This window comes from Variovorax guangxiensis (assembly GCF_003952165.1).
In the GTDB taxonomy this organism is placed as follows: Bacteria; Pseudomonadota; Gammaproteobacteria; order Burkholderiales; family Burkholderiaceae_C; genus Variovorax; species Variovorax guangxiensis.
Window position 1 is genome coordinate 234,869 of sequence record NZ_RXFT01000010.1, and the last position, 23,046, is coordinate 257,914.

22 protein-coding genes are annotated in these 23,046 nt (G+C 66.9%); 15 read left to right on the forward strand and 7 right to left on the reverse strand.

The window, feature by feature from the left end:
* Positions 1–11: 11 nt before the first annotated feature.
* The 10 genes from lpxA (at position 12) to EJP67_RS23020 (ending at position 10,427) form a co-directional block, all read left to right on the forward strand.
* A complete protein-coding gene (gene lpxA / locus EJP67_RS22975; RefSeq protein WP_126024031.1) occupies positions 12–800 on the forward strand; it encodes an acyl-ACP--UDP-N-acetylglucosamine O-acyltransferase in 789 nt (262 codons plus the stop codon).
* Positions 801–810: 10 nt separating this feature from the next.
* Positions 811–1,959: a lipid-A-disaccharide synthase gene (lpxB, locus tag EJP67_RS22980; RefSeq protein WP_126024032.1), complete on the forward strand. Its 1,149-nt coding sequence runs from the start codon at positions 811–813 to the stop codon at positions 1,957–1,959.
* Positions 1,931–2,656: a ribonuclease HII gene (gene rnhB / locus EJP67_RS22985; protein WP_240650749.1), complete on the forward strand. Its 726-nt coding sequence runs from the start codon at positions 1,931–1,933 to the stop codon at positions 2,654–2,656. The genes lpxB and rnhB overlap by 29 nt, the downstream gene beginning before the upstream one ends.
* A gap of 10 nt (positions 2,657–2,666) precedes the next feature.
* The gene (locus EJP67_RS22990; RefSeq protein WP_126024033.1) at positions 2,667–3,452 is read left to right on the forward strand and encodes a TrmH family RNA methyltransferase; all 786 of its coding nucleotides are present in this window, start codon (positions 2,667–2,669) and stop codon (positions 3,450–3,452) included.
* 142 nt (positions 3,453–3,594) lie between these two features.
* Positions 3,595–4,764 (forward strand): glutamine-hydrolyzing carbamoyl-phosphate synthase small subunit, encoded by a 1,170-nt coding sequence (carA, locus tag EJP67_RS22995; protein ID WP_126024034.1) that lies wholly within the window; start codon positions 3,595–3,597, stop codon positions 4,762–4,764.
* Complete coding sequence (locus EJP67_RS23000; protein WP_126024035.1) at positions 4,757–5,314, forward strand: ORF6N domain-containing protein; 558 nt, start codon at positions 4,757–4,759, stop codon at positions 5,312–5,314. Before carA ends, EJP67_RS23000 begins: the two co-directional genes overlap by 8 nt.
* Before the next feature lie 2 nt (positions 5,315–5,316).
* Complete coding sequence (gene carB, locus EJP67_RS23005; RefSeq protein ID WP_126024036.1) at positions 5,317–8,565, forward strand: carbamoyl-phosphate synthase large subunit; 3,249 nt, start codon at positions 5,317–5,319, stop codon at positions 8,563–8,565.
* Between the two features lie 14 nt (positions 8,566–8,579).
* Positions 8,580–9,449 carry a Kdo hydroxylase KdoO gene (locus EJP67_RS23010; protein WP_126024037.1) on the forward strand — a complete coding sequence of 290 codons (870 nt, stop codon included), beginning with the start codon at positions 8,580–8,582 and terminating at the stop codon, positions 9,447–9,449.
* Between the two features lie 64 nt (positions 9,450–9,513).
* Positions 9,514–9,990 carry a transcription elongation factor GreA gene (gene greA, locus EJP67_RS23015; protein ID WP_126024038.1) on the forward strand — a complete coding sequence of 159 codons (477 nt, stop codon included), beginning with the start codon at positions 9,514–9,516 and terminating at the stop codon, positions 9,988–9,990.
* An 11-nt stretch (positions 9,991–10,001) separates the two neighbouring features.
* The gene (locus EJP67_RS23020) at positions 10,002–10,427 is read left to right on the forward strand and encodes a DUF4149 domain-containing protein (protein WP_165909676.1); all 426 of its coding nucleotides are present in this window, start codon (positions 10,002–10,004) and stop codon (positions 10,425–10,427) included.
* A 62-nt stretch (positions 10,428–10,489) separates the two neighbouring features.
* On the opposite strand, the gene EJP67_RS23025 is transcribed toward EJP67_RS23020, so the two are convergent.
* Together EJP67_RS23025 and EJP67_RS23030 are read right to left on the reverse strand one after the other, a co-directional pair.
* On the reverse strand, positions 10,490–11,209 hold the full coding sequence (locus EJP67_RS23025) for a glycosyltransferase (protein WP_165909677.1): 720 nt from the start codon (positions 11,207–11,209) through the stop codon (positions 10,490–10,492).
* A gap of 41 nt (positions 11,210–11,250) precedes the next feature.
* Entirely contained in the window at positions 11,251–11,730 is a 480-nt protein-coding gene (locus tag EJP67_RS23030) for a YhbY family RNA-binding protein (protein ID WP_093202307.1), read from the reverse strand.
* A gap of 33 nt (positions 11,731–11,763) precedes the next feature.
* On the opposite strand from EJP67_RS23030, the gene EJP67_RS23035 reads away from it, so the two are divergent.
* The 5 genes from EJP67_RS23035 to EJP67_RS23055 all read left to right on the forward strand — a co-directional run bounded on the left by EJP67_RS23035 (position 11,764) and on the right by EJP67_RS23055 (position 17,299).
* Positions 11,764–12,432: an RlmE family RNA methyltransferase gene (locus EJP67_RS23035; protein ID WP_126024040.1), complete on the forward strand. Its 669-nt coding sequence runs from the start codon at positions 11,764–11,766 to the stop codon at positions 12,430–12,432.
* Between the two features lie 166 nt (positions 12,433–12,598).
* Entirely contained in the window at positions 12,599–14,518 is a 1,920-nt protein-coding gene (gene ftsH, locus EJP67_RS23040; RefSeq protein ID WP_019652445.1) for an ATP-dependent zinc metalloprotease FtsH, read from the forward strand.
* Between the two features lie 125 nt (positions 14,519–14,643).
* Positions 14,644–15,465, forward strand: a complete 822-nt coding sequence (folP, locus tag EJP67_RS23045) for a dihydropteroate synthase (protein WP_126024066.1) — start codon at positions 14,644–14,646, stop codon at positions 15,463–15,465.
* Positions 15,462–16,799, forward strand: a complete 1,338-nt coding sequence (gene glmM / locus EJP67_RS23050; RefSeq protein WP_126024041.1) for a phosphoglucosamine mutase — start codon at positions 15,462–15,464, stop codon at positions 16,797–16,799. Before folP ends, glmM begins: the two co-directional genes overlap by 4 nt.
* A complete protein-coding gene (locus EJP67_RS23055; RefSeq protein ID WP_126024042.1) occupies positions 16,796–17,299 on the forward strand; it encodes a GNAT family N-acetyltransferase in 504 nt (167 codons plus the stop codon). Before glmM ends, EJP67_RS23055 begins: the two co-directional genes overlap by 4 nt.
* 70 nt (positions 17,300–17,369) lie before the next feature.
* Here EJP67_RS23055 and EJP67_RS23060 read toward each other — a convergent pair whose 3' ends face one another.
* The 5 genes from EJP67_RS23060 to EJP67_RS23080 form a co-directional block, all read right to left on the reverse strand.
* Complete coding sequence (locus EJP67_RS23060; protein ID WP_126024043.1) at positions 17,370–18,641, reverse strand: acyl-CoA dehydrogenase family protein; 1,272 nt, start codon at positions 18,639–18,641, stop codon at positions 17,370–17,372.
* 29 nt (positions 18,642–18,670) lie between these two features.
* Positions 18,671–19,777 (reverse strand): phosphotransferase, encoded by a 1,107-nt coding sequence (locus EJP67_RS23065; protein WP_126024044.1) that lies wholly within the window; start codon positions 19,775–19,777, stop codon positions 18,671–18,673.
* Between the two features lie 32 nt (positions 19,778–19,809).
* A complete protein-coding gene (locus tag EJP67_RS23070) occupies positions 19,810–20,529 on the reverse strand; it encodes a Crp/Fnr family transcriptional regulator (protein ID WP_093202289.1) in 720 nt (239 codons plus the stop codon).
* A gap of 81 nt (positions 20,530–20,610) precedes the next feature.
* Positions 20,611–21,393 carry an oxepin-CoA hydrolase, alternative type gene (locus tag EJP67_RS23075; RefSeq protein ID WP_126024045.1) on the reverse strand — a complete coding sequence of 261 codons (783 nt, stop codon included), beginning with the start codon at positions 21,391–21,393 and terminating at the stop codon, positions 20,611–20,613.
* Between the two features lie 33 nt (positions 21,394–21,426).
* Complete coding sequence (locus EJP67_RS23080; protein ID WP_126024046.1) at positions 21,427–22,947, reverse strand: 3-hydroxyacyl-CoA dehydrogenase; 1,521 nt, start codon at positions 22,945–22,947, stop codon at positions 21,427–21,429.
* Positions 22,948–23,046: the final 99 nt, after the last annotated feature.

Consider the following 23,046-nt stretch of genomic DNA (forward strand, 5'->3'; position numbering starts at 1 on the left):
CTTCACAAGGCATGACCCAGGTTCATTCGACGGCCGTCGTCGACCCCCAGGCACAGCTCGACGCCTCGGTGTCGGTCGGGCCCTATACCGTGATCGGCCCGCATGTGCGCATAGGCGCGGGCACCACCATCGGCGCGCACTGCGTGATCGAGGGCCGCACCACCATCGGGCGCGACAACAGGATCTTCCAGTTTTCGTCCCTCGGCGCCATTCCGCAGGACAAGAAATACGCCGGCGAGCCTACCGAGCTCGTCATCGGCGACCGCAACGTGATCCGCGAGTTCTGCACCTTCAACCTCGGCGTGCCGGGGGCGGGGGGCGTCACGCGTGTCGGCAACGACAACTGGATCATGGCGTACACGCACATCGCCCACGACTGCCGCGTCGACGACCACACGACGCTCGCCAACAACACCACGCTGGCCGGGCATGTGCACCTGGCCGACTGGGTGACGGTCGGCGGTCTCACGGGCATCCACCAGTTCGTCTCCATCGGAGCCCACGCCATGCTCGGCTTCGCGAGCGCGGTCACGCAGGACGTGCCGCCTTTCATGCTGGTCGACGGCAATCCGCTGGCGGTGCGCGGCTTCAACATCGTCGGCCTGCGCCGGCGCGATTTCTCCGCGCAGCGGCTCGCCGCGGTGAAGCAGATGCATCGCCTGCTGTACCGCCAGGGCAAGACGCTCGACGAGGCGCGCGCAGGCATCGCCGCGTTGGCGACCGAAATGCCCGAAGCGGCCGGCGACGTCGCGCTGATGGAATCCTTCCTCGCCAATTCGACGCGCGGCATCGCGCGCTGAAGTGACGGCCATGCAGAACGACGGACAGCGACGCTTCGCGCTGGTCGCGGGCGAAGCGTCCGGCGACCTGCTCGCCGGCCTGCTGCTCGACGGGCTGCTGGCGCGCTGGCCCGACCTCCAGACCGTCGGCATCGGCGGGCCCCGCATGCTGGCCCACGGCTTCCAGAGCTGGTGGCCGCAGGAAAAGCTCGCGGTGCGTGGCTACATCGAGGTGCTGCGGCACTACGCCGAAATTGCCGGCATCCGCCGCCAGCTCAAGGCGCGGCTGCTGCAGGAGCGGCCCCAGCTCTTCATCGGCGTCGACGCACCCGATTTCAACCTCGACCTCGAAGCCGGCCTGCGCAGCCAGGGCATGAAGACGGTGCACTTCGTCTGCCCGTCGATCTGGGCCTGGCGGCCGGAGCGCATCGAGAAGATCCGGGCAGCGGCGGACCACGTGCTGTGCATCTTCCCGTTCGAACCCGCCTTGCTGGCGGAGAAGGGCGTGGCCGCGAGCTATGTGGGCCATCCCGTCGCGAACGTGATCCCGATGGTGCCCGACCAGGCTGGTGCGCGCGCCGCGCTGGGCCTGGCGCCCGATGCGCCGGTCGTCGCGCTGCTGCCGGGCAGCCGCCGTTCCGAGATCCGCTACCTGGCCGCCCGTTTCTTCGCCGCCGCGGCGCTGATGCACAAGGCGCGGCCGGAACTGCAGTTCGTGGCGCCCATCATTCCGGGCCTTCGCGCCGAAGTCGAAGCCTTGCTGCAGGCCAGCGGCATGGCCGGGCGCGTCAGGCTGCTCGACGGCCAGTCGCATGCGGTGCTGGCCGCCTGCGACGCCACGCTGATCGCCAGCGGCACCGCCACGCTCGAGGCGGCCCTGTTCAAGCGGCCGATGGTCATCGCCTACAACATGAACGCGCTTTCGTGGCGCCTCATGCGGCGCAAGCAGCTGCAGCCCTGGGTGGGATTGCCCAACATCCTGTGCCGCGATTTCGTGGTGCCCGAGCTGCTGCAGGAGGCCGCCACCCCCGAGGCGCTGGCCCGGGCCACGCTCGACTGGCTGGACGCGCCTGAAAAGACCCGGGCGCTGCAACAAAGATTTTCAGAGCTGCATGTGCAATTGCAGCGCGATACGCCCACACTCTGCGCCGATGCGATCCAGAAAGTTCTTGAAGGCTGAGCAGGCCCCGCTGGTGTGGGACGCACCCGGCCTGATCGCGGGCGTCGACGAGGCGGGCCGCGGGCCCCTGGCCGGGCCCGTGGTGGCTGCAGCCGTGATCCTCGACGACATGCGGCCCATCCGCGGTCTCGCGGACTCCAAGACGCTGACCGCGCTGCAGCGCGAACGCCTGCACGACCAGATCCTCGCCAAGGCGCTGTGCTGCTCCATCGCGCAGGCTACCGTCGAGGAAATCGACACCCACAACATCCTGCAGGCGACCATGCTGGCGATGCGCCGGGCCGTCGAGGGGCTGCGGCTCAAGCCGGTGAAGGTGCTGGTCGACGGCAACCGTCTGCCCACGCTCGACGTGCTGGCCGAGGCCATCGTGAAGGGCGACGCCCGGGTCAAGGCGATTTCCGCCGCGTCGATCCTGGCGAAGGTGCACCGCGACCGGCTGTGCGAGCAACTGCACGTCGAATTCCCGCACTACGGCTTTGCGGGCCACAAGGGCTACGGCACGCCGGAGCATCTGGAGGCGCTGCAGCGCCATGGTGCCTGCGTGCATCACCGGAAGTCCTTCAGCCCGGTGGCGGCGGCGCTCCTCCGCACCGGCGGCGTCCTGAACATGATGCTGCCGGCTGAATCCGATGGGCAGCCGGCGATGGGCATCGGTGCCATCGAGGTCGCGCGGTCCGAGCTTCGCGCTGCTCCCTGAACCCGGCCCGATGACTTCCGATACCGGCGCCAGCCACATCAGCTCGCGCGACAACCCCCTGCTCAAGGACTTGCGCAAGCTTGCCCAGGATCCGGGCGCCTATCGCAAGCTGGGCCGCATCTGGCTCGAGGGCGACCATCTGTGCCGGGCGGCGCTGGCGCGGAGCGTGAAGCCCGCCATTGCCGTGTTCTCGGAGTCGTTCTGGCCGAAAGCGCCGGCGGAGTGGTCGATGGGTGCTATCAAAACCGTAGTTGTCGCGGACAGCCTGCTGCGCGACGTCAGCGGCCTCGAGTCGCCAGCGCCGATGGGCTTCGTGCTCGACGTACCGGCCCGCCCCGAATTGCTGCCCGATGCCCCGAGCGTCGTGCTCGACCGTCTGCAGGACGCCGGCAATGCCGGCTCCATCCTGCGCAGCGCCGCCGCATTCGGCTTCGCGCAGGTGATCGCGCTCAAGGGCACGGCCGCGCTGTGGGCGCCCAAGGTGCTGCGCGCCGGCATGGGGGCGCATTTCGGCCTGCGGCTGATCGAAGGTGTGGACCCAGATGTGCTCGACAGCCTGAGAGTGCCCCTGGTGGCGACCAGCTCGCACCGCGGCGACTGGCTGCACAAGGCCGATCTGCCGCATCCCTGCGCCTGGCTTATGGGGCACGAGGGGCAGGGCGTTTCGGCGGCGCTGGAAGCCCGGGCCTCGCACCATATCCGCATCGCGCAGCCGGGTGGAGAGGAGTCGCTGAACGTGGCCGCGGCCGCCGCGATCTGCCTGCATGCGAGCGGAGCAGCCCTGCTGGCCGAATAACACACCCAGTCCGGGCTACAATCGGGGGCTTACTCGCAAATCAGCGTCGCCCGGCCGCCTACAACGCCATCTTCCCCTTAAGCAGCAGTCCCCAGGCTATACGCCTGAGGCTCCGGGCGACCGTAACCATCCGGAGAACCCAGTGCTTTTGTCTCTCAAGGGAAGTTTCCCGCCCGCCATCCTGGCGCTCGCAGACGGCACGGTCTTTCTCGGCAACTCGATCGGAGCCACCGGCTCCACGACCGGTGAAGTGGTGTTCAACACCGCCATGACCGGTTACCAGGAAATCCTCACCGACCCGAGCTACTGCCAGCAGATCGTGACGCTCACGTATCCGCACATCGGCAACTACGGCGTCAACGGCGAGGACATCGAAGCCGACAAGATCCATGCCGCGGGCCTGATCATCAAGGACCTGCCTCTCGTCGCCTCCAACTTCCGCAAGACCGCCACGCTGACCGAGTACCTCGTGTCGGGCAACACCGTGGCCATCGCGAACATCGACACCCGCAAGCTCACCCGCCACCTGCGCACCAACGGCGCCCAGAACGGCTGCATCCTGGGCCTGGCCGCGGGCGAGACCGTGACGCAGGCGCTGATCGACAAGGCCATCGCCTCCGCCAAGGCCGCGCCGAGCATGTCGGGCCTCGACCTCGCCAAGGTCGTGTCGGTCAAGCAGACCTACGAGTGGACCGAGACCGAGTGGAAGCTGGGCTCGGGCTACGGCGTGCAGATCACGCCGAAGTTCCACGTCGTGGCCTTCGACTACGGCGTCAAGAAGAACATCCTGCGCATGATCGCCCAGCGCGGTGCGCGCATTACCGTGGTGCCGGCGCAGACGCCCGCGGCCGACGTGCTCAAGTTGAAGCCGGACGGCATCTTCCTGGCCAACGGCCCTGGCGACCCGGAGCCCTGCGACTACGCCATCAGCGCCGTCAAGGAGCTGATCGAGACCGGCATTCCCACCTTCGGCATCTGCCTGGGCCACCAGATCATGGCGCTGGCCTCCGGCGCCAAGACCTTCAAGATGAAGTTCGGCCACCACGGCGCGAACCATCCTGTGAAGGACCTCGACAACGGCCGCGTGAGCATCACCAGCCAGAACCACGGCTTCGCGGTCGACGAGAAGTCGCTGCCGGCCAACCTGCGTCCCACCCACATCAGCCTGTTCGACAACACGCTGCAGGGCCTGGCTCGCACCGACAAGCCCGCGTTCTGCTTCCAGGGCCACCCCGAAGCCTCGCCTGGCCCGCACGACATCGGCTACCTGTTCGATCGCTTCATCGCGCTGATGGAGACGACGCGTGGCTGATGCGGCCGCGGCGCTCGACGCCTCGGTCATCGCCGCTTTGCGCGATGCCGAGGAGAAGATCTACGTATTGCGTGGCTTGAAAGTCATGCTGGCGCAGGATCTTGCTGCCTTGTACGGTGTCGAAACCCGCGTGCTGATGCAGGCCGTGCGCCGCAACCCCGACCGGTTCCCGGGCGACTTTGCCTTTTCCCTTTCAAATCAGGATGTTGCAAACTTGAGATCACAAATCGTGATCTCAAATGAGCAAGGCAAAGGGCACGGCGGCGCGCGCTACGCAACCATGGCCTTCACTGAACAGGGCGTGGCAATGTTGTCGAGCGTGCTGCGCAGCGCGCGGGCCGTGGCAGTCAATATCGAAATCATGCGCACCTTCGTGAAGCTGCGAAACATGGCGTCGGAGCACGCGGACCTCAAGCGCAGGCTGAACGCGCTCGAACAGAAATACGACCAGAACTTTCGCGATGTATTCACCGCGATCCATCAACTGATGGATGAGCCGAAACCCGGCGCCTATAGCGGCCGCGGCATCGGATTCACCAAGGACAACTAAAAATGCCCAAGCGTACAGACCTCAAATCGATCCTCATCATCGGCGCCGGCCCGATCATCATCGGCCAGGCCTGCGAGTTCGACTACTCCGGCGTGCAGGCCTGCAAGGCGCTGCGCGAAGAGGGCTACAAGGTCATCCTGATCAACAGCAACCCCGCGACGATCATGACCGACCCGGCCACGGCCGACGTCACCTACATCGAGCCCATCACCTGGCAGACGGTCGAGAAGATCATCGCCAAGGAGCGCCCCGACGCGATCCTGCCGACCATGGGCGGCCAGACCGCGCTGAACTGCGCGCTCGACCTGTGGCGCAACGGCGTGCTCGACAAGTACACGGGCGCTGCCACCAACAGGCCCGTCGAGCTGATCGGCGCCACGCCCGAGGCCATCGACAAGGCCGAAGACCGCCTGAAGTTCAAGGACGCGATGACCAAGATCGGACTGGGCTCGGCCCGTTCCGGCATCGCGCACTCGATGGAAGAGGCCTGGGCGGTGCAGAAGCACGTCGGCTTCCCGACCGTGATCCGCCCCAGCTTCACGCTCGGCGGTACCGGCGGTGGCATCGCCTACAACCCGGAAGAGTTCGAGACCATCTGCAAGCGCGGCATCGAAGCCTCGCCGACCAACGAGCTGCTGATCGAAGAATCGCTGCTCGGCTGGAAGGAGTACGAGATGGAAGTCGTGCGCGACAAGGCCGACAACTGCATCATCGTCTGCTCCATCGAGAACCTCGACCCGATGGGCGTGCACACCGGCGACTCGATCACCGTGGCGCCCGCGCAGACGCTGAGCGACAAGGAATACCAGATCCTGCGCAACGCCTCGCTGGCGGTGCTGCGCGAGATCGGCGTGGACACCGGCGGCTCGAACGTGCAGTTCTCCATCAACCCGAAGGACGGCCGCATGGTCGTCATCGAGATGAACCCGCGCGTGTCTCGTTCGTCGGCGCTGGCCTCCAAGGCCACGGGCTTCCCGATCGCCAAGGTCGCGGCCAAGCTGGCCGTCGGCTACACGCTCGACGAGCTGCGCAACGAGATCACCGGCGGTGCCACGCCGGCCTCGTTCGAGCCCTCGATCGACTACGTGGTCACCAAGATTCCGCGCTTCGCGTTCGAGAAGTTCCCGCAGGCAGATTCGCGCCTGACGACGCAGATGAAGTCGGTGGGCGAGGTGATGGCCATGGGCCGCACTTTCCAGGAATCGTTCCAGAAGGCGCTGCGCGGCCTCGAAGTCGGCGTCGACGGCATGAACGAGAAGACGCAGGACCGCGAAGTGCTCGAGAAGGAACTGGGCGAGCCCGGCCCCGAGCGCATCTGGTACGTGGGCGATGCCTTCGCCCAGGGCATGAGCGTCGATGAAGTGTTCGCGCTCACGAAGATCGACCCGTGGTTCCTGGTGCAGATCGAGGAGATCGTGAAGATCGAACTCGAGCTGGAGACCAAGTCGCTCGATGACATCGACGCCGCCACGCTGCGCCTGCTGAAGCAGAAGGGCTTCTCCGACCGCCGCCTGGCCAAGCAACTGCGCACCACCGACACCGCCATCCGCGAGAAGCGTCGCGCCCTGGGCGTGCGCCCGGTCTACAAGCGCGTGGACACCTGCGCGGCCGAGTTCGCCACCAACACGGCCTACATGTACTCGACCTATGAAGACGAGTGCGAAGCCGACCCGAGCGACAAGAAGAAGATCATGGTGCTCGGCGGCGGTCCCAACCGCATCGGCCAGGGCATCGAGTTCGACTACTGCTGCGTGCACGCCGCGCTCGCCATGCGCGAGGACGGCTACGAGACCATCATGGTCAACTGCAACCCCGAGACCGTGTCGACCGACTACGACACCTCGGACCGCCTGTACTTCGAGCCGCTGACGCTGGAAGACGTGCTCGAGATCGTCGACAAGGAAAAGCCGCTGGGCGTGATCGTGCAGTACGGCGGCCAGACGCCGCTGAAGCTCGCGCTCGACCTGGAGGCCAACGGCGTGCCGATCATCGGCACCTCGCCCGACATGATCGACGCGGCCGAAGACCGCGAGCGCTTCCAGAAGCTGCTGCACGAGCTCAAGCTGCTGCAGCCGCCGAACGCCACCGCGCGCACCGAAGCCGAGGCGCTCGAGAAGGCCTCCGAGCTGGGCTACCCGCTGGTGGTGCGCCCGAGCTATGTGCTGGGCGGCCGCGCGATGGAAATCGTGCACGAGCAGCGTGACCTCGAGCGCTACATGCGCGAAGCCGTCAAGGTCAGCAACGATTCGCCGGTGCTGCTCGACCGCTTCCTGAACGACGCCGTCGAGTGCGACGTCGACTGCCTGCGCGACGCCGAGGGCCAGACTCTCATCGGCGGCGTGATGGAACACATCGAACAGGCCGGCGTGCACTCGGGTGACTCCGCCTGCTCGCTGCCGCCCTACAGCCTGGGCGCCGAAACGGTGGCCGAACTCAAGCGCCAGAGCGCCGCCATGGCGGCCGCGCTGAATGTGGTCGGCCTGATGAACGTGCAGTTCGCCATCCAGCAGAAGGACGGCAAGGACGTCATCTACGTGCTCGAAGTGAACCCGCGCGCCTCGCGCACCGTGCCTTACGTGAGCAAGGCCACCGGCATCCAGCTCGCCAAGGTGGCGGCCCGCTGCATGGCCGGCCAGTCGCTGAAGTCGCAAGGCATCGAGAAGGAAGTGACGCCGCCGTACTTCAGCGTGAAGGAAGCCGTGTTCCCGTTCGTCAAGTTCCCGGGCGTGGACACCATCCTCGGCCCCGAGATGAAGTCGACCGGCGAAGTCATGGGCGTGGGCAAGACCTTCGGCGAAGCCTTCGTCAAGTCGCAGCTTGGCGCGGGCACGCACCTGCCGAAGTCGGGCAAGGTCTTCATCTCGGTGAAGAACAACGACAAGACGCGCGCGGTCGAAGTGGCCCGCGGCCTGGCCAAGCTGGGCTTCGAGCTGATCGCGACCAAGGGCACGGCCGCCGCCATCAATGCCGCCGGCGTCGAGTGCGCGACGGTGAACAAGGTGACGGAAGGCCGCCCGCACATCGTGGACATGATCAAGAACAACGAGATCGCCCTGGTCATCAACACGGTCGAAGAGCGCCGCAACGCGATCACCGACTCGCGCCAGATCCGCACCTCGGCGCTGCAGGCGCGCGTGACGACCTTCACCACGATCTTCGGCGCCGAAGCCGCGGTCGAGGGCATGGGCTTCATGGACGAGCTCGGCGTGATCTCGGTGCAGGAAATGCACGCGCAACTGGCCGCGGCCTGAGCGTCATCGCGATCATGGAAACGCAGCTCGTCGAACTCGGCCTGACCGACTGGAACGCGGCCACGCCCAACGAGGCGTGGATCGCGGAGCTGGAGGCGGGCAAGGTGCTGTACTTTCCGCGCCTGGGTTTCGAGCTGCTGCCCGAAGAGCGCAGCCTGCTCACGCCCAGCCTGCTGTCGCCCGATGTGCGCAACATCAGCCTCGACGCCAACGGCAAGCTCAAGGGCGCCGTGGGCGACGAGACGGTACAGCGGACGGCTGCCGCGATGGTGGGGCGCTTCAGGGCGCAGGCCACGCAGCTCATCCACGGGTTGCTGCCGCACTACGCGCCGGCGCTGCGGCTGGCGCCGACCAGCTACCGTCCTGCGCAGGTCGAGACGCGGGTGCAGTCGTGGCGCGCCGACGACCGGCGCCTGCATGTCGATGCATTCCCGTCGCGGCCGAACTACGGCGAGCGCATCCTGCGCGTCTTCACCAACGTGAATCCCGACGGCGCGCCGCGCGTGTGGCGCGTGGGCGAACCCTTCGAGGACATCGCGAAGCGCTTCCTGCCGCGCGCCAAGCCTTACTCGCGCTGGCAGGCCAAGCTGCTGCAGGCGCTGCATGTGACCAAGTCGTTCCGCAGCGAGTACGACCACCTCATGCTGCAGTTGCACGACGGCATGAAGTCGGACATGGCCTATCAGGAGAACTCGCCGCAGGAAACCGCGAAGTTCCCGCCGGGTTCGGTGTGGGTCTGCTTCTCCGACCAGACTTCGCACGCCGTGATGGCGGGCCAGTACATGCTCGAGCAGACCCTCCACCTGGACGCTTCCAAGCAATACAATCCCGCTTCGAGCCCGCTCGCCATCCTGAGCCGGCTGACAGGACGGACGCTCGTCTGAGCGCAGTCCCCCATCGACCGCCGAACGGCAGCGTTCGGCGGTTTCGCTTTATGGAGAACTAGATATGGCGACCATCCCCATCACCAAGCGCGGCGCGGAGAAGCTGCGCGAAGAACTGCGCCGGCTCAAGTCGGTGGACCGCCCCGCCGTCATCAATGCGATCGCCGAAGCGCGCGCGCAGGGTGACATCAGCGAAAACGCCGAGTACGAATCCGCCAAGGACCGCCAGGGCTTCATCGAAGGCCGCATCCTGGAGATCGAGGGCAAGCTCTCCGCTTCGCAGGTGATCGACCCCAGCGAACTCGATGCCGGCGGCAAGGTGGTGTTCGGCTCCACCGTCGAACTCGAGGAAGAAGACAGCGGCGACGCCGTCAAGTACCAGATCGTGGGCGAGGACGAGGCCGACCTGAAGCAGGGCCTGATCAACGTGTCCAGCCCGATCGCCCGCGCGCTCATCGGCAAGGAAGAGGGCGACACCGCCGAGGTGCAGACGCCCGGCGGCCTGAAGCGCTACGAGATCGTGGCGGTCAGCTACCTCTGATCGCCGCGCGCATGAAGGACCTGAAAGACCGTATTGCGCTGATGCTGGCTGCCTTCTGGTGGGGCAGCCTGACGACGATCGGCTTTCTCGTCGTGCCGATGCTGTTCGCGAAGCTGGGCAACCCGGCGGTGGCGGGCAATTTCGCGGCGCAGCTGTTCGAGGCGCAGAGCTGGATCGCCATCGCCTGCGGCGTGATCCTGCTGATCCATTTCCGCTCCAAGGCCGACGAGCGCGTGAGCGGGCCGGCGATGACGACCATCTTCTTCATCCTGGGTGCGCTGTTGCTGGCGCTGTTGCAGCAGTACGCGGTGGCGCCGCGCATCGTGGCCCGCGAGAACCTCAAGCTGTGGCACGCCATGGGCACCGGGATGTACTTCGTGCAGTGGCTGTGCGCCGGCGTGGTGCTGTGGCGCATCGGGGGCCGCACGGCAGGCTGAAGCGATGTCGGAGCAAGAAAAAAGGCGGCCCGGGCCGCCCTTTGCTTTTTGCCTGTCGCTTCCTACTCTTTCCAGTATTCCGCGACCCAGCGCGCCGGCTTGATGAACCGGAAGGCGCGGTTGCGGCGGCCAGCCAGCGCGTCGGGCGGGTTGCATTCGCCGTGGAACACCATGATCCGCGCGCCTTCGGGCACGAAGGGCTCTTCCCAGTAGTTGGTCGGCCAGGTCGGGATGCCGTGGTACTTGAAGCTGGGGCACCAGCCGTCGGGCCAGTAGGACAGCTTGCCCTGCTTGTGGAGCACGTCCGACAGGTAGGTCTGCTCGTTGCGGTACTCGGCCTGGACCTTGTCCATGTTGGCGCGGAAATAGGCCAGCACGTCGGCATGGGCGCCGAGCTCGAAGCGGTAGACCGACGAGTTGCCTGTGATGCGCCCGCGTCGCCAGGGACGGTCGTAGTCGTGAATGATCAGGAACTCGCCCGGCTGCTCGAAAAACGCGTCCAGGCTGCCGACGACCACCACGTCGAGGTCGAGGAAGAGGGCGGGGCCGCGCAGGCCGTGAAGATCTTGCTCGAAGGTGGTGAGCTTCTTCCAGGCGCCATCGCGCTGGCCCGGAGCCAGGTGCAGGTTGAGCGGGGGGATCGGCAGGCAGGTCACCTCGGGGCGAACACCGTTGCCGTCGTCGGTCAGGCAGACGAACTTGAAGTCGCCGCCGAGGTTGCGGCGGACCATCGCGTAGAGCCGGTTGACGTATTCGGGGCCGTACTTCGTGCCCCACTTCATGCAGAGGATATGGCGCTGGGCGCCTTGCGCTGGCGCCAAGTTCAATCCGCCTGGTTGCGTTTCTTGACCGACAGGGGCCGTTTCGCCTTGGCGCGCTTGATGGTGCCGCCAGGGGTGAGGCGCTGGTTGCCGAGCACGCGCAGGGTCTTGATTTCAGGGCGCTGGCCGCCGCGCTTGCTGTACTTGACGATCTTCACGTCGCGTGGGCCGGGCATGCGGTCTTCGTCGACCACGCGCTCCTTCTCGGCCTTGGGGCGCCACAGCACGAGCAGCTTGCCGATGTGCTGGATGGGGGCAGCGTCGAGTTCTTCGGCCAGTTCGCGCAGCATGGCATCGCGGGCCAGGCGGTCGTCAGAGAAGACTCGGATCTTGATCAGGCCGTGGGCCTTGAGCGCCGCGTCGGCTTCCTTCTTCACGGCAGGGGTGAGCCCGTCTCCACCGACCATGACGATCGGATCCAGGTGGTGAGCTTCGGCGCGATGCACCTTGCGCTCGGCAGGGGTAAGTTGAATGGCGGGCATCCCCGTATTATCGACCCGTACACGAAGACCCCCATGAGCACCAAAGCCAAAAGCAAGAAAGTCAACAAGGCGTGGCTGCACGACCATATCAACGACCCCTACGTGAAGCTCGCCACGAAGGAGGGCTACCGGGCTCGCGCCGCCTACAAGCTCAAGGAGATCGACGAATCCCTCGGCCTGGTCAAGCCGGGCCAGCTGGTGGTGGACCTCGGCTCCGCTCCGGGCGCATGGAGCCAGTACCTGCGCCGGCGGATGTCGCCGGGCGGGGCTGCGGCCGGTGAACTGAACGGCACCATCGTCTCGCTCGACCTGCTGCCGATGGAGCCCATCGAGGGCGTGACCTTCCTGCAGGGGGATTTCCGCGAAGACGAGCTGCTGCAGCAACTGCTGGGCGTGCTGGCCGGGCGCAAGGCCGATCTTGTGGTTTCGGACATGGCGCCCAACCTGTCGGGCATCCATTCGGCCGACGCAGCCCGCGTTTCGCACTTGATCGAGCTCGCCATCGACTTCGCCCAGAACCACCTGAAGCCCGAGGGCGCGCTGGTGGCGAAGGTTTTCCATGGCAGCGGCTACGACGAGCTGGTGAAGCTTTTCAAGGCCAATTTCCGTGTCGTGAAACCCTTCAAACCCAAGGCGTCGCGGGACAAATCTGCCGAGACCTTCCTGGTCGGGGTAGGACTGAAGGCCGTGGATACGCCTTGATACCGGCCGGAGCAACAGCCTCGGCGGCACAAACCCACGTCAGGCTATGGCCGCATTAGGGAAATGCCAGCTTTTCGTAGCTTGAAAAGCCTAAAATGGGGCGCAATTGCGTACCCACAGCGCGTTTTTTCATTCACCTGTCACGCGCTTTAGCCTGGAGCTTCGTTTGAACAATCAGTGGTTTTCCAAAGTTGCCGTGTGGCTCGTCATCGCCATGGTGTTGTTCACTGTCTTCAAGCAGTTCGACACCCGCGGCGGCGTCGGCTCGGGGACAGTCAGCTACTCCGAGTTTCTGGACCAGGTCCGCAACAACCAGATCAAGAGCGCCGTCATTCCTGAAGGCGCCGCAGGCGGCGAGATCGTCGCCGTCACGAACGACGACCGCAAGATCCGCACGACTGCAACCGTGCTCGACCGCGGCCTCGTGGGCGACCTGATCGACCACAACGTCAAGTTCGACGTCAAGCCGCGCGAAGAAAGCTCCCTGCTCATGACCCTGCTGGTCAGCTGGGGGCCGATGCTGCTGCTGATCGGCGTGTGGATCTACTTCATGCGACAGATGCAGGGCGGTGGCAAGGGCGGGGCGTTCAGCTTCGGCAAGAGCAAGGCCCGCATGATGGACGAGAACAACAACACGGTCACCTTCGCCGACGTCGCGGGCTGCGACGAGGCCAAGGAAGAAGTCCGTGAAGTGGTCGACTTCCTGAAGGACCCGCAGCGCTTCCAGAAGCTCGGCGGCCGCATTCCTCGAGGCCTGCTGCTGGTCGGCCCTCCGGGCACCGGCAAGACGCTGCTGGCCAAGTCGATCGCCGGCGAGGCCAAGGTGCCTTTCTTCTCGATTTCCGGTTCCGACTTCGTCGAAATGTTCGTCGGCGTGGGCGCTGCCCGCGTCCGCGACATGTTCGAGAACGCCAAGAAGAACGCTCCCTGCATCATCTTCATCGACGAAATCGACGCGGTGGGCCGCCAGCGCGGTGCCGGCCTCGGCGGCGGCAACGACGAACGCGAGCAGACGCTCAACCAGATGCTGGTCGAGATGGACGGCTTCGAAACCAACCTCGGCGTGATCGTGGTGGCTGCCACCAACCGCCCCGACATCCTGGACGCCGCGCTGCTTCGCCCGGGGCGTTTCGACCGCCAGGTCTACGTCACGCTGCCCGACATCCGCGGCCGCGAGCAGATCCTCGGCGTGCACATGCGCAAGGTTCCGCTGGGCCAGGACGTGAACCCGAGCGTGATCGCCCGCGGCACGCCCGGCATGTCCGGCGCCGACCTGGCCAACCTCTGCAACGAAGCCGCCCTGATGGCCGCCCGCCGCAACGCGCGCGTGGTCGAGATGCAGGACTTCGAGAAGGCCAAGGACAAGATCTTCATGGGCCCCGAGCGCAAGAGCATGGTCATGCCCGAGGAAGAGCGCCGCAACACGGCCTACCACGAGTCCGGCCATGCCCTCATCGGCAAGCTGCTGCCCAAGTGCGACCCGGTCCACAAGGTCACGATCATTCCGCGCGGCCGCGCCCTCGGCGTGACCATGAGCCTGCCCTCGCAGGACCGCTACAGCTACGACCGCGAGTACATGCTGAACCAGATCAGCATGCTGTTCGGCGGCCGCATCGCCGAGGAAGTGTTCATGCACCAGATGACCACCGGCGCAAGCAACGACTTCGAGCGTGCGACCAACCTGGCGCGCGACATGGTCATGAAGTACGGCATGAGCGATGCCCTTGGGCCGATGGTCTACGCCGAGAACGAAGGCGAAGTGTTCCTGGGCCGCTCGGTCACCAAGACCACGAACATGAGTGAGCAGACCATGGAGAAGGTCGACTCGGAAGTCCGCCGCATCATCGACGAGCAATACGCCCTGGCGCGCCGCCTGATCGAGGAGAACAGCGACAAGATGCACGCCATGGCCAAGGCGCTGCTCGAATGGGAAACCATCGACACCGAGCAGCTCGACGACATCATGGCCGGCCGCGCGCCACGTCCTCCCAAGGACTGGACGCCCCGCATTCCGCCCTCGGGCAGCGGTGGCGGCAGCGGCGGTACGCCGGCCGTGACGACCGACCCGGCGCCCAACGCAGCGTGAGCGCGAATCCGGCGTCAAACCACAACGGGGCCTCTGGCCCCGTTTTCGATGGCGAGCACGCGGCGGCCGGCAGCGCTTTCTGGCAGACCTCCCGCTTCCGCATCGACCTCGCGCAGCCGCGCGTGATGGGCATCGTCAACGTCACGCCCGATTCCTTTTCCGACGGCGGCGCTCATGCCTCCACCGAGACGGCCCTCCGGCACTGCGAGCAGTTGCTGAAGGAGGGCGCAGACATCCTCGACATCGGCGGCGAATCGACCCGCCCCGGCAGCCCGGCGGTGCCGCTCGAAGCCGAGCTGGCGCGCGTGGTGCCGGTGGTGCGCGAGGCGGTGAAGCTCAATGCGCCGATCTCCATCGACACCTACAAGCCCGAGGTCATGCGTGCCGTGCTCGACCTGGGCGCGGACATCGTCAACGACATCTGGGCGCTGCGCCAGCCGGGCGCGCGCGAGGCCGTCGCGGCGCATCCTTCCTGCGGCATCTGCCTGATGCACATGCACCGCGATCCGCAGACCATGCAGGCCATGCCCATGTCGGGCGACGTAGTTCCGGAAGTCCTTTCTTTCCTGCGGGAGCAGGCGCAGCTTCTTTACGACCTCGGCGTCGACGCTGCGCGCATCACGCTCGACCCCGGCGTAGGCTTCGGCAAGACGGTGGCGCAGAACTTCGCCTTGCTCGCGCGTCAGCGCGAACTGCTCGCGGCGGGTCATCCGCTGCTGCTTGGCTGGTCGCGCAAGTCGTCGATCGGCGCCGTCACCGGCATCGAGATGGCGGGCGAGCGCATCGTGCCCAGCGTCGCGGCTGCCGTTTTGGCTGCGGACCGTGGCGCGGCCGTGGTGCGCGTGCACGACGTGCGCGACACCGTCGCCGCACTCGCCGTATGGCGCGCAATGAAGGCTCAGGAAAAGTCACAACTACAACCACAAGGACAGGCACCCACACCATGACCCGCAAATATTTCGGCACCGACGGCATCCGTGGCACCGTGGGCAAGGCGCCCATCACTCCCGACTTCGTCCTGCGCCTAGCGCACGCCGTGGGCCGCGTGCTCAAGAAGACGCAGTCGCGTCCCACCGTGCTCATCGGCAAGGACACGCGCATCTCGGGCTACATGCTCGAATCCGCGCTCGAATCCGGCTTCAATTCGGCCGGTGTCGACGTGGTGCTGCTCGGCCCGCTGCCGACGCCCGGCGTGGCGTACCTCACCCGCGCGCAGCGCGCGAGCCTCGGCGTGGTGATCAGCGCCAGCCACAACGCCTATCCGGACAACGGCATCAAGTTCTTCAGCGCGCAGGGCACCAAGCTCGACGACGCCTGGGAGCTGGCCGTCGAGGCCGCGCTGGAGGAAGACCCGGTCTGGGTCGATTCCGCCAACCTTGGCAAGGCCCGCCGCCTCAACGACGCGCCCGGCCGCTACATCGAGTTCTGCAAGAGCACCTTCGCCAACGACCTGACGCTGCGCGACATGAAGCTGGTGGTCGACGCGGCCCATGGCGCGGCCTACCAGGTGGCGCCCAACGTGTTCCACGAGCTGGGCGCGGAAGTGACGAGCATCGGCGTCGCGCCCGACGGGCTGAACATCAACAAGGGCTTCGGCGCCACGCACCCCGAGGCGTTGATCGCCGCGGTGACGGCGCAGAAGGCCGACTACGGCATCGCACTCGACGGCGACGCCGACCGCCTGCAGCTGGTCGACGCGAGCGGGCGCCTGTTCAACGGCGACGAGCTGCTCTACCTGATGGTGTCCGAGCGCATCGCGCGCGGCGACAAGCCGGTGGGGGTGGTCGGCACGCTCATGACCAACAAGGCCGTCGAAGTCGCCCTGCGCGGGCAGGGCATCGAATTCGTGCGCGCCAAGGTCGGCGACCGCTATGTGCTCGAAGAGCTCGACAAGCGCGGCTGGCTGCTGGGCGGCGAGGGCTCCGGCCACCTGCTGGCGCTCGACCGCCACACCACCGGCGACGGCATCGTGAGCGCGCTGCAGGTGCTGCAGGCCTGCGTGCGCAGCGGCAAGACGGTGGCGCAGCTGCTCGAAGGCGTCACGCTGTTCCCGCAGACGCTGATCAACGTGCGCATCTCGCCCGACCAGGACTGGAAGGCCAACAAGGCGCTGGCCAGCGAAACCACGCGCATCGAGGCCGAACTCGGCGATTCGGGCCGCGTGCTGATCCGCGCGAGCGGTACCGAGCCGCTGGTTCGGGTGATGGTCGAGGCTCGCGATGCGAAGCAGGCCGAATCGTGCGCCAGGCGCCTCGCGGCCACGCTGGAGCCTGCGCGATGACAGCAGCGGCTGGCGCGCAGCCGATCGAAGTCTTCATCGCCGACTACCGCAACGCCGCCCACGCGACCGCCCTGGTCGGTCTGCTCGACGCCTATGCCGGTGACCCGGCCGGCGGCGGCACACCGCTCGATCCCGCGGTGCTCGCAGGCTTGCCCTCGGCGCTGGCCGCGCGTCCCCAGGCCTTCAGCGTGCTGGCTTTCGACGGCGGGCAGCCTGTGGGCCTGATCAACTGCATCGAGGGCTTCTCGACCTTCGCCTGCAAGCCGCTGGTGAACGTGCACGACGTGGTCGTGCTGCCCAGCCATCGCGGGCAGCGCGTGGCGCAGAAGATGTTCTCTCTGGTAGAGGAAGAAGCTCGTCGCCGCGGCGCGTGCAAGCTCACGCTGGAGGTGCTTTCGGGCAACGCGCCCGCGCTGCGCGCCTACGAGCGCGAAGGCTTCGCGGGCTACCAGCTCGATCCGGCATTCGGCACCGCAGTCTTCCTGCAGAAGAAGCTCTGAGCGCAAGCAACCAAGGGAAAAGGGCCGGGGCGAATCGTTCGCCACCGGCCCTTTGTTCTTTACCGCCAGATCAGAAGCGCGTCACCGGCATTTCGGCGTCGGCCTTGCCCGGCGCGTACTTGCCCAGTTCCCACTTGGCGATCGCATTGCGGTGCACTTCGTCCGGACCGTCCGCGAAGCGCAGCGTGCGTGCGCCGGCATAGGCCGCGGCCAGGGGAAAGTCGTCGCACATGCCGCCGCCGCCGTGGACCTGCATGGCCCAGTCGATCACCTGGCAGGCCATCGACGGCGCGACGACCTTGATCATCGCGATCTCGTTCTTGGCGACCTTGTTGCCGGCCACGTCCATCAGCCACGCTGCCTTGAGCGTGAGCAGGCGGGCCATGTCGATCTTGCAACGGGCTTCGGCGATGCGCTCCTGCGTGACCGTCTGCGAGGCGACGGTCTTGCCGAAGGCCACGCGTGACGAGGCGCGCTTGCACATCAGTTCCAGCGCTCGCTCGGCCAGGCCGATCAGGCGCATGCAGTGGTGGATGCGTCCGGGGCCGAGGCGGCCCTGGGCGATCTCGAAGCCGCGGCCTTCGCCCAGCAGTATGTTGCTGGCGGGCACGCGCACGTTCTCGAAGTACATCTCGACGTGGCCGTGCGGCGCGTCGTCATAGCCCATCACGTTCAGCGGGCGCACGATGCGGATGCCCTTGGCGTCGGCCGGCACCACGATCATGCTCTGCTGCGAGTGGCGCGGCGCCTCGGGGTCGCTCTTGCCCATGGTGATGAAGACCGCGCAGCGCGGGTCGGCCGCGCCCGAGATCCACCACTTGTGGCCGTTGATGACGTACTCGTCGCCCTGGCGCTCGATGCGCGTGGAAATGTTGGTGGCGTCGCTCGAGGCCACTTCGGGCTCGGTCATGGCGAAGGCCGAGCGGATCTGGCCTTCGAGCAGTGGCTTGAGCCAGCGGGCCTTGATCTCTTCGGAGCCGTAGCGGGCAATGGTCTCCATGTTGCCGGTGTCGGGCGCCGAGCAGTTGAAGGCTTCCGAGGCCCATGGCACGCGGCCCATGATCTCGGCCAGCGGGGCGTATTCCTGGTTGGTGAGGCCCGCGCCGTCATAGCCCGAGGCGGCGGCGCTGTCGACCGGCAGGAACAGGTTCCACAGGCCCTGGGCCTTGGCCTTCTCCTTGAGCTTCTCGACCGTCTTGAGCGCCGTCCAGCGCTTGCCGGCGGCGGTGTTCGCGGCCAGCTCGGCGGCGTACTCGGCTTCGGCCGGATAGATGTGGTCGTCCATGAATGCCTGCACGCGCTTTTGCAGGTCCTTGGTCTTGGCCGAGTATTCGAAGTCCATCTTTGTCTCTCCTGGTGGGGTGGGGCGGCTTATGCCTTTTGGGCAAACTGCCAGGCCATGTCGGCCATGGGGCGGGCGCCGCGGGCCGAAGCCACGGCTTGCTCGCTCGACGCGGTGCCGGCCTCGACCCGCTTGGCAATGCCTTGCAGGATCGCGGCCATGCGGAACAGGTTGTAGGCCTGGTAGAAGTTCCAGTCCGGCGCCAGCGCCTCGGGCGTGCTGATGCGGGTGCGCTCGCAGTAGCGGCGGATGTATTCGCTCTCGGTGGGAATGCCCAGCGAGGCGACGTCGACGCCGCCGATGCCGCGCCCGGTGGTCGGGGGCATGTGCCACGACATGCAGTGGTAGCTGAAGTCGGCCAGCGGGTGGCCGAGCGTCGACAGTTCCCAGTCGAGCACCGCGATGATGCGCGGCTCGGTGGCATGGAACATCACGTTGTCGAGGCGATAGTCGCCATGGACGATCGACACCTTGCTCTCGTCGCGCGCGCTTGCGGGCATGTGCGCGGGCAGCCAGTCGATCAGCCGCTCCATGGCCTCGATGGGCTGCGAGAGCTCGCCCGCGCCGTCGGCCGATGCCTTGTACTGCTTGCTCCAGCGGCCGATCTGGCGCTCGAAGTAGTTGCCGGGCTTGCCGTAGTCGGCCAGACCGCGGGCGGCGAAGTCGACCGTGTGCAGCGCGGCGATCACGCGGTTCATCTCGTCGTAGTGCGCGGCGCGCTCGGCGTTGCTCATGCCGGGCAGCGACTGGTCCCACAGCACGCGGCCCTGCATGAACTCCATGACGTAGAAGGCGCGGCCGATGACGCTCTCGTCCTCGCACAGGCAGTACATGCGCGGCACGGGCACATCGGTGCCGGCCAGGCCGCTCATCACCTTGTACTCGCGCTCCACCGCGTGGGCCGAGGGCAGCAGCTTCGCGACCGGGCCCGGCTTGGCGCGCATCACGTAGCTCTGCGTGGGCGTGACCAGCTTGTAGGTCGGGTTCGACTGGCCGCCCTTGAACATCTCGACCGTCAGCGGGCCCTTGAAGCCGTCGAGGTTCTTCCCGAGCCAGGCTGCGAGCGCGTCGACGTCGAAGGCGTGCTGTTGCGAGACGGCACGGGTGCCGATGAAGGAGGAGAAGTCCTGGCTCATGTCGGTATGTCTATCTGCCTGTCGTTGTCGTTCTAGCTTTCAGCTTCCGAGACGCGCATCAGCGCCGAGCGGTCGAGCACCACGAGGCCGCCCGGCTCGATGCGGATCGTGCCCTCGCGCTCCATGGTCTTCAGTTCCTGGTTGACCCGCTGGCGCGACGCGCCCAGCAGTTGCGCCAGTTCTTCCTGCGCCAGTTGCAGGCCGATGCGCATCTGGCTGCCGTCTTCCAGGTTCGGCACGCCGTAGCTGCGCACCAGATGGATGAGCTGCTTGGCCAGCCGTGCGCGCAGCGGCAGGGTGTTGAGGTCTTCCACCAGCCCGAAGAGCGTGCGGATGCGCCGCGCCTGCAGCCGCATCAGCGCCTCGTACAGCTCCACGTGCGAGGCCAGGATCTTCTGGAAGTCGGCGCGCGCCACGCACAGGATGGTGGTGTCGCCATGCGAGTAGGTGTCGTGCGTGCGCCGGTCCCCGTCGAACATCGCCACGTCGCCGAACCAGATGCCCGGCTCCACGTAGGTCAGCGTCACCTGCTTGCCCGAGACGGCCGTCGAGCTGACCCGCACCGCGCCCTTGGCGCAGGCGATCCAGTGTTCGGGCGGATCGCCGCGGGCAGCGATCAGGTCGCCGTCCTTGTAGCGTTTGACGAAGGCGCATCGGAGGATGTCGTGCCGCAGCGATGGAGAAAGGGAAGAAAACCAGCGACCACTGTTGATCGCTTCACGTTCTTCGATGGTAAGAATGGGGTCGTCCATTGGTCTGTCCTCTCGGCGACTGGAAGGCTGGTGGGTGTCACGGGAGCGACGCCGTCAGGCGCCGGCCCGTCACATGGGTGCTTACTCGTACTGCGGCGGCTTCTTCTCGAGGAACGCGGCGATGCCGATGCCTGCGTTCGCGTGGTGCAGGTTGCGCACGAAATGGTCTCGCTCCTGCGCGAGCTGCGATGCCAGGGTGGCGCCCCGGGCCTCGCTCAGCAGCTCCTTGATGCTGGCCAGCGAGTTCGGTGCGCGGGCATTGAGCCGGCCCGCCAGCGCCAGCGCGCCCGCAAGGGCCTGGCCGCTTTCGGTGAGCTCGTTGACGAGGCCCAGCGCATGCAGGCGCGAAGCCTCGATGCGCTCGCCGTTCATCAGCCATTCGCTCGCAAGCTGGCGCGGCAGCTGCCGGCCCAGGTGCCAGCTCAGGCCACCGTCGGGTGACAGCGCCACGTTGCTGTAAGAGGCCGCGAAGACCGCATCGCGCGCCGACACCACGAAGTCGCAGGCCAGCGCGAGCGAGAAGCCCGCGCCGGCAGCCGCGCCCTCGACGGCGGCGATGACCGGCTTGGGAAAGGTGCGGATCGAGTCGATCCAGTTGTGCAGGCCCTCGATGCTCTCGGCCTGAACCGAGCGGTCGAGCTGCCGGTTGGCCAGCAGCCGCTGCAGCGAGCCGCCGGCGCAGAACCATGAGCCTTCGCCCACGATGACCACGCTGCGGATCTCCGCGCTGTTCTCGGCGCCGTTGAGCGCCTCGATGCCCGCTGCGTAGATGTCGGGGCCCAGCGCGTTGCGCTGGCTCGGGTTGGAGATCGTCAGCACCATGGTGCTGCCCTCGCTCGTGCTCTTGAGTTCTGCGGTGCTCATGGCTCGCTTCCGTGCTCCTCGTTCATTTCGTGATCATTCTTCCTCGTGCAGCAGGCTCAGGCCCAGCGCGCCGCGGCGGCGCAGCCATGGGCTCGGGCGATAGCGCGGGTCGCCATACACCGTCTGCAGGTTGAACAGCACCTCGAGCATGTTGGTCGGTCCGTAGAGGTTGCCCATGGCCAGCGGGCCACGCGGATAGCCCAGGCCCAGCTGCACGGCGGTCTCGAGGTCGGCCGGCGTGCACACGCGCTGCTGGCACATGTCGGCGGCGATGTTGACGATGGTGCCGATCACGCGCTGCGTGACGAAGCCGCCGCTGTCGCGGATCACGCTCACGGCCTTGCCGTCGCGTGCGAAGAGCGCGTGCGCTGCATCGCGGATGTCGCGGCGCGTGGCCGGGTTGGTGGCGAGCACGCGGCGCTTGGTGACCGCGTCGTCGATCAGCATGTCGATGCCGACGGTGCGCGTGGCGTCCAGGCGCTCGACCGCGGCAACCGTCGTTACGTCGAAGCCCAGCGGCGCCACCAGGATCAGCGAATGCGGCGCGGCGGTGGCGCCGCTGTCGATCTGCGCACCCAGCGTGTTCACCAGGCGCAGCAGCTCGGCACGGCGTGCCGCGCGCGGCGACACCCACACCGAAGGCGTGCCCTCGACCACCGGCGCGGGCGCCTCGGGCACCTGCTGCATCACGCCGTCGTCGTAGCGGTAGAAGCCTTCGCCGGTCTTGCGGCCCAGCGCACCGGCGGCCAGGCGCTGCGCGGTGATCACGCTGGGGCGGAAGCGCGGCTCCTCGAAGTACTGGTGATAGATCGACTCCATCACCGGATGCGACACGTCGAGCGCCGTCAGGTCCAGCAGCTCGAAGGGGCCGAGGCGGAAGCCGGCCTGGTCCTTGAGGATGCGGTCGACGGTCGCGAAGTCGGCCACGCCTTCGCCGACGATGCGCAGCGCCTCGGTGCCGTAGCCCCGGCCGGCGTGGTTGACGATGAAGCCGGGCGTGTCCTGCGCCTGCACGGCGCTGTGGCCCATCTGCGTGGCGTAGCCGGCGAGCTGCTTGCACACATCGGGCGAGGTCTTGAAGCCCGCGACCACCTCGACCACCTTCATCAACGGCACAGGGTTGAAGAAGTGGAAGCCCGCGACGCGCGCCGGATGCTTCAGGCCGGCCGCGATGGCCGTCACCGAGAGGGACGAGGTGTTGGTGACCAGCGTGGCAGTCTCCGCCACCACGCCTTCGAGCTCGCTGAAGAGCTTGCGCTTGACTTCCAGGTCTTCGACGATGGCTTCGACGATCAGGTCGCAGCCCGCCAGCGCCTGGATCGAATCGACAGCCTTCACGCGGGCGATGTACGCATCGCGCATGGCGGCATCGATCTTGTTCTTCTCGTGCAGCTTGTTCCATTGGGCGCAAAGGGCTTCGCGCCCGCGCTCGGCGGCGCCCGCGAAGCTGTCGAGCAGCAGCACCTCGCTGCCTGCCTGCGCCGCGATCTGCGCGATGCCGCGCCCCATGGCGCCGGCGCCGACGACGCCGATTCGGGAGTAGTTCACTGTCATTTGCTGGAGATTTTCACTGGTTGGGTGGTATCCGGGCCTGCGGGGCAGGCGTCGACACAGGTGCCGTACGCATCGGCACCGCTGTCGAAGTCTTCGATT

Coding starts and splice junctions, on each gene's coding strand:
- lpxA (WP_126024031.1), top strand. CDS start 12: ATGACCCAGGTTCATTCGACGGCCGTCGTCGACCCCCAGGCACAGCTC.
- lpxB (WP_126024032.1), top strand. CDS start 811: ATGCAGAACGACGGACAGCGACGCTTCGCGCTGGTCGCGGGCGAAGCG.
- rnhB (WP_240650749.1), top strand. CDS start 1,931: ATGCGATCCAGAAAGTTCTTGAAGGCTGAGCAGGCCCCGCTGGTGTGG.
- EJP67_RS22990 (WP_126024033.1), top strand. CDS start 2,667: ATGACTTCCGATACCGGCGCCAGCCACATCAGCTCGCGCGACAACCCC.
- carB (WP_126024036.1), top strand. CDS start 5,317: ATGCCCAAGCGTACAGACCTCAAATCGATCCTCATCATCGGCGCCGGC.
- EJP67_RS23010 (WP_126024037.1), top strand. CDS start 8,580: ATGGAAACGCAGCTCGTCGAACTCGGCCTGACCGACTGGAACGCGGCC.
- greA (WP_126024038.1), top strand. CDS start 9,514: ATGGCGACCATCCCCATCACCAAGCGCGGCGCGGAGAAGCTGCGCGAA.
- EJP67_RS23020 (WP_165909676.1), top strand. CDS start 10,002: ATGAAGGACCTGAAAGACCGTATTGCGCTGATGCTGGCTGCCTTCTGG.
- EJP67_RS23025 (WP_165909677.1), bottom strand. CDS start 11,209: ATGAAGTGGGGCACGAAGTACGGCCCCGAATACGTCAACCGGCTCTAC.
- EJP67_RS23030 (WP_093202307.1), bottom strand. CDS start 11,730: ATGCCCGCCATTCAACTTACCCCTGCCGAGCGCAAGGTGCATCGCGCC.
- EJP67_RS23035 (WP_126024040.1), top strand. CDS start 11,764: ATGAGCACCAAAGCCAAAAGCAAGAAAGTCAACAAGGCGTGGCTGCAC.
- folP (WP_126024066.1), top strand. CDS start 14,644: ATGGGCATCGTCAACGTCACGCCCGATTCCTTTTCCGACGGCGGCGCT.
- glmM (WP_126024041.1), top strand. CDS start 15,462: ATGACCCGCAAATATTTCGGCACCGACGGCATCCGTGGCACCGTGGGC.
- EJP67_RS23055 (WP_126024042.1), top strand. CDS start 16,796: ATGACAGCAGCGGCTGGCGCGCAGCCGATCGAAGTCTTCATCGCCGAC.
- EJP67_RS23060 (WP_126024043.1), bottom strand. CDS start 18,641: ATGGACTTCGAATACTCGGCCAAGACCAAGGACCTGCAAAAGCGCGTG.
- EJP67_RS23065 (WP_126024044.1), bottom strand. CDS start 19,777: ATGAGCCAGGACTTCTCCTCCTTCATCGGCACCCGTGCCGTCTCGCAA.
- EJP67_RS23070 (WP_093202289.1), bottom strand. CDS start 20,529: ATGGACGACCCCATTCTTACCATCGAAGAACGTGAAGCGATCAACAGT.
- EJP67_RS23075 (WP_126024045.1), bottom strand. CDS start 21,393: ATGAGCACCGCAGAACTCAAGAGCACGAGCGAGGGCAGCACCATGGTG.
- EJP67_RS23080 (WP_126024046.1), bottom strand. CDS start 22,947: ATGACAGTGAACTACTCCCGAATCGGCGTCGTCGGCGCCGGCGCCATG.